Consider the following 5,606-nt stretch of genomic DNA (forward strand, 5'->3'; position numbering starts at 1 on the left):
CCCCCGTTTGGGGGGGGGGGGGGTGGGGGGGGGGAAAACCGCCATATCCAATAGCCCTGTCGCTGGCGGGGCGAAGCGGGAGTGGCTGCAAGAGGGACGGAAACCATGCGAAGCGTGGTGGAGGCCCCGCCTCTCAGCCCTCCGCCTTCTGCCCGGCGAGGGCGAGCCAGGCGCCTTCGTCGATCACCTGCAAGCCGAGCTCGGCCGCCTTCTTCAGCTTCGAACCCGCCCCCGGCCCCGCGACGACGAGGTCGGTCTTCGCGGAGACCGAGCCCGAGACCTTGGCGCCGAGGCGCTCGGCCATGGCCTTCGCCTCCTCTCGCGTGAGCCGTTCGAGGCTGCCGGTGAAGACCACCGTCTTGCCGGCGACGGGGCTCGTCGTCGAGACGGCCGCGAGCGGTTCCGGCGTCACCTCGGCGAGAAGCGCCGCGAGCATGTCGCGATTGTGCTCCTCGCCGAAGAAATCGATCAGCGCCTCGGTGACGACCTCGCCCAGACCGTCGATGGCGAGGAAATCCGCCTTCGCCTCCTCCTCGCCCGCCGCGGCCTTCACGGCGGTGTCGCGCAGGGCCTCGATCGAGCCGAAATGCCGGGCCAGGAGCCGCGCATTGGTCTCGCCGACATGGCGGATGCCGAGGCCGAAGACGAAGCGGTCGAAGGAGACGCGGCGCCGCGCCTCGATGGCGGCGAGGAGATTGGTGACGACCTTGGCCTCGTCCTCGGCCTTCCTGGCCTTGGCGGCGCGGACCTTGTCCTGCGCCGCGAAGCGCTGGTCGATCAATTCGTTGCGGCGGCGGTCGAGCGCCTCCTTGGTTTCGGCGTAGCCCAGCCTGAAGATATCGGCCGGCTCCTTCACGAGGCCGGCCTCCCACAGCACCTCGACGAAGGTGCCGCCCAGCCCCTCGATGTCGAAGGCGTTGCGCGAGGCGAGATGCTTCAGCCTCTCCACCGCCTGGGCGGGACAGGTGAGCCCGCCCGTGCAGCGGCGCACGACGTCCTCGCGGCCCGTGCGCGGATTGTGCTCGCGCACGGCGTGGGAGCCGCAGGCCGGGCAGAGATTCGGGAAAAGATAAGGCTCGGCGGCGGCGGGGCGCTTGTCCAGCATCACCTCAAGCACCTGCGGGATGACGTCCCCGGCGCGCTGGATGGTAACGGTGTCGCCGATGCGGATATCGACGCCGCCACGCAGCTCCGTTCCGTCCGGCCCGATTCCCTTGATGAAATCCTCGTTGTGCAGCGTCGCGTTGCGCACGACGACGCCGCCCACCGTCACCGGCTTCAGCCGCGCGACGGGCGTCAGCGCCCCGGTGCGGCCGACCTGGATCTCGATATCCTCGACCTCGGTGACGGCGATCTCGGCCGAATATTTATGGGCGATGGCCCAGCGGGGCTCGCGCGAAACGAAGCCGAGCCGCTCCTGGAGCGCTAGGTCGTCGACCTTGTAGACCACCCCGTCGATGTCGTAGCCGAGCCGTGCGCGCTCCTCCCCGATCAGGCGGTATTGCTCCAGCATCTCGTCCACGCCGTGGCAGAGGCGCAGGAGATCGGGCGTGCGGAAGCCATATTCGGCGAGTGTTTCCACCATGCCATGCTGGGTCGCGGCCGGCAGGCGCGAGACCTCGCCCCAGGCATAGGCGAAGAACTTGAGGGGACGCGAGCGCGTCACCTCGGCATCGAGCTGGCGCAGGCTGCCGGCGGCGCCGTTGCGCGGATTGGCGATGGGCGGCTTGCCCGCCGCGACCTGCCGCTCGTTGACGGCGGCGAAATCGGCATGGGTCAGGTAGATCTCGCCCCGCGCCTCGAAGATGTCGGGCACGTCCGCGCCCTTCAGCGCATGGGGAATGTCTGCGACCGTCATCGCGTTCGGGGTGACGTCCTCGCCCTCCTGGCCGTCGCCGCGCGTCGTCGCCGAGACGAGCCTGCCGCCCTCGTAGCGCAGGCTCAGCGAGAGCCCGTCCACCTTGGGCTCCGCCGTGAAGGCCAGCGGCGCATCCTCGGCAAGGCGCAGGAAACGGCGGATGCGGGCGACGAACTCGGCCACCTCCACATCGTCGTAAGCCTTGCCCAGCGACAGCATCGGCACGCGGTGGCGACGCTTGGCGAAGCGCTCCGAGGGCTTCGCGCCGACCTTGCGGGTCAGGCTCTCGGGCGTCGCGAAATCGGGATAGGCCGCCTCGATCTCCTCGTAGCGGCGGCGCAACGCGTCATATTCGGCATCCGAGATCGCCGGCGCGTCCTCGTTGTAATAAAGCTCGTCGTGCTCCTTCAGCTCCGCCGCGAGCGCGTCGTATTCCGCCCGCGCCTGGTCGAGGCCGAGATCGGCGACCGCGATGTCGCGCAAGGCCGGCCGGGTCATGCGCCGGGCCGCCGCGGCCATCACGCCGCCCCGAACGGCTTGACGGCCACGCCGTTGCTCTCCAGCACCTCGCGCACGCGCCGCGCCATGGCGACCGCGGTCGCCCCGTCGCCATGGACGCAGACCGTGTCGATCTTCGCCGGGATCTTCCTGCCGTGGATCGAGGTGATGGCCTGGTCGCGCACCATGGCGAGGACGGATTGCGCCGCCGCCTCGGCATCGTGCAGCACCGCGCCCGGCTTCTTGCGGCTGACAAGATTGCCGTCATCCTCATAGGCCCGGTCGGCGAACACCTCGGCGATGGCGGCAAGGCCCATCTCCCCGGCCACGGCCTCGGAGTGGCGCCCCGGCATGACCATGTAGCCGAGCGAGGCGTCGACCCCCTTGATGGCCCGGCCCAGGGCCTCGGCGAAGGGGCGCTCCTCGTTGACGAGATTGTTGAGCGCCCCATGCGCCTTGACGTAGGTGACCTCGTGGCCGGCGAGCGCGGCGCACGCCTGCATCGCGCCGATCTGGTAGGCGATCATGCGCTCGATCTCCTCCATGGTGTCGCCGCGGATGACGCGCCGCCCGAAGCCCCAGAGGTCGTTGAAACCGGGATGGGCGCCAAGAGACACGCCCTTCGCCTTGGCGAGGCGCGCGGTCTCCACCATCACGTTCGGATCACCCCCGTGAAAGCCGCAGGCGACATTGGCCGAAGTGATGATATCCATCATCGCCTCGTCCTCGCCGAGGCTCCAGCGGCCATAGCTTTCGCCCATGTCGCAATTGATGTCGATCCGCATGGCGTCCTCCGTCGTCCGGCCCCATCTGCCGCGAAACCGGGACGCCGGTCCAGCGCGGCCTGCCCCCGCCCGGCCGAAGCTTTCGCACCGGCGCCCCCGCCCCGGCGAAGCGTCGTCGGGCCGCGTTTTCTTCCCGCGGGGCGGCTCCACCCCGCTCGAAAATGCTCTAAGATCAGAAGCATCGAGAGAGTCCCCGGGGCCTTGCGGATCATGACGCGCGCCGATCCTGCGAATGCCGGCCGGGGCTGCGCGATCCGCACCCGCCCCGCCGACGAGGCCGCCACGTGACGTTTCCGACGCGGCAGGAATGGATCTTCACGCTGCGGACCTTCGCGGCGGCGATGACCGCGCTCTATCTCGCGCTCTGGATGGACCTGCCGCGCCCCTACTGGGCGATGGCGACGACCTATATCACGAGCCAGGCCTTTTCCGGCGCGACCCGGTCCAAGGCCCTCTACCGCATGGGCGGCACCCTGCTCGGCGCCACCGTCGCGGTGATCCTCGTGCCGACCTTCGTCAATGCCCCGGTCCTCCTGACCCTGGCGATCTCGCTCTGGGTGGGGCTCTGCCTCTTCGTCTCCCTGCATGACCGGACGCCCAAGAGCTACCTGCCCCTCCTCGCAGGCTATACCGCGGCGATCGTCGGCTTCCCGACCGTGGACACGCCCGCCGTGATCTTCGACACGGCCGTGTCGCGCTCCCAGGAGATCATCCTCGGCATCCTCTGCGCCTCGCTCGCCTCGTCGATCATCCTGCCGCGCTCGGTCAGCTCGGTGGTGGCGGGGCGGGTCGAGAGCTGGCTCGCCGAGGCGCGCAAGCGCGCGCTGGAAGCCTTCGACGACGCGAAGGGCACGGTGCAGATGAGGATCGCGCGGCTCCAGCTCGCCGCGGATGCCAGCGCGATCGACCTTCTCGGCGCCCCCCTTCGCTACGAGGCGACAGGGGCCGAGCGCAGCGCCGGCGTCCTTCCGATCCTGCGCCAGCACATGCTGATGATGATCCCGACCTCGGCGGCCATCGTCGACCGGATCCGAGCCCTGCACGAGGCGGGGGGTGCCGGCCCCGCGGTCGAGGCCGCCCTGGCCCAGGTGCGGGAGTGGATCACCGCGGGCGCGAGCGACCCCGAGAGGACGGCGCGCGTCAAGGCGGCGATCGCGGAGATCGACGTCCCGCTCGGTCCCGGCTCGACATGGCGCGACCTCCTGACGGCGAGCCTCGCGACCCGCCTGCGCGACCTGATCGACCTGCGCGCCGACATCCGGCGGCTGAGGCAGGACGTGATCGACCGCAAGCCGCCCGAGGACCGGCTGGCCTTCCGGTATTCCGCCCATGCCCGCCCCGTCCGGCACTATGACCCGACGCTGGCGCTGCAATCCTCCGTGAGCGCGATTCTCGCCATCTGGATCACCACGGGCATCTGGATCGTCACGGCCTGGCCGTCGGGATCGACCGCACCCATGATGACCGCCGTCGGCTGCTGCATCTTCGCCTCGCTCGACGATCCGGCGCCCTCCATCCTCACCTTCGCCAATTCGGCCGTCGTGGCTGCGACGGCCGCGGGGATCTACCTGTTCGGGATCCTGCCGCTTCTGACGACCTTCGAGCAGCTCGCGATCGCCTTCGCACCCTATCTGATCGTCTGCGGACTCCTGATGACGCGGCCCCAGACCGCGCTCATCGGCCTCTCCCTCGCCGCGAACAGCATCTCGGTGATGGCGTTGCAGAGCCGCTACAGCGCCGATTTCGCGAGCTTCGTGAATTCCGCCATGGCCCTCGTGGTCGGGCTGTGGCTCGCAGCCCTGATCACGCGGCTGATCCGCTCCGTGAGCGCGCCCTGGACGGTCGCGCGCCTCTTGCGGCACAACCGGGCCAGCCTCCGGAAAGCCGCCCGCGGCGTCGGCGGCAACCACGGGCTCGAGCTGGGAGCCCTGATGCTGGACCGGATCGGGCTCGTCGCGCCCCGCATCGCGCGGCTGCCGCCCGACGAGATCGAGCAGATCGGCGACCTCGTCGGCGAGGTCCGCGTGGCGATCAACGTCGTCGAGCTGCGCCGGGCGCATCGCAAGCTTTCGGGCGAGGCGAGGCAGGCGATCGACGAGGCCCTCGCCCGGCTGGCGAGGACCGGCATCGAGGGAGCCGAGCCGGAGCTGCTCGCCGCGATCGACAGGGCGATCGCCAGCCTTCTCCAATCTCCCCAGGGCCGGCCCGGACGCCGCGCCCTCCTCGGCCTGACCGGCCTTCGCCGGGGCCTCTTCCGCGACGCCCCCGGCTTCGAGCCGCCGGCGGCGCCGACCGAAGCGGAGCTTGCCGCATGATGGGTGAGATCGACCTCTACGGGGTGTTCGTCCCAACCCTGGCGGTCCTGATGATCCTGACCTTCGCGATCAGCCTGCCGGTGCGGCGGGGGCTGCGCGGCCGCGGCGGCTATCCCTTTGTCTTGCCCCCGCCCCCCTTTGATCTCCGCC

The 5,606-nt window shown here is 70.2% G+C and carries 4 protein-coding genes; 2 read left to right on the forward strand and 2 right to left on the reverse strand.

Annotated features, from left to right (window positions below):
* Positions 1-133 precede the first annotated feature (133 nt).
* Together ligA and PKD06_RS04865 are read right to left on the reverse strand one after the other, a co-directional pair.
* Positions 134-2,356: an NAD-dependent DNA ligase LigA gene (gene ligA, locus PKD06_RS04860; RefSeq protein ID WP_324378227.1), complete on the reverse strand. Its 2,223-nt coding sequence runs from the start codon at positions 2,354-2,356 to the stop codon at positions 134-136.
* A gap of 20 nt (positions 2,357-2,376) precedes the next feature.
* Positions 2,377-3,141 carry a 5-oxoprolinase subunit PxpA gene (locus PKD06_RS04865; RefSeq protein WP_324378149.1) on the reverse strand — a complete coding sequence of 255 codons (765 nt, stop codon included), beginning with the start codon at positions 3,139-3,141 and terminating at the stop codon, positions 2,377-2,379.
* A gap of 284 nt (positions 3,142-3,425) precedes the next feature.
* Between PKD06_RS04865 and PKD06_RS04870 the strand changes: the two genes are divergently transcribed.
* Both PKD06_RS04870 and PKD06_RS04875 read left to right on the forward strand, forming a co-directional pair.
* Positions 3,426-5,456 (forward strand): FUSC family protein, encoded by a 2,031-nt coding sequence (locus PKD06_RS04870; protein WP_324378151.1) that lies wholly within the window; start codon positions 3,426-3,428, stop codon positions 5,454-5,456.
* A gap of 50 nt (positions 5,457-5,506) precedes the next feature.
* A partial coding sequence (locus PKD06_RS04875) for a hypothetical protein (RefSeq protein ID WP_324378229.1) occupies positions 5,507-5,606 on the forward strand: 100 nt, incomplete at its 3' end.

It is taken from the genome of Enterovirga sp., from assembly GCF_035325185.1.
Lineage (GTDB): Bacteria > Pseudomonadota > Alphaproteobacteria > Rhizobiales > Beijerinckiaceae > Enterovirga.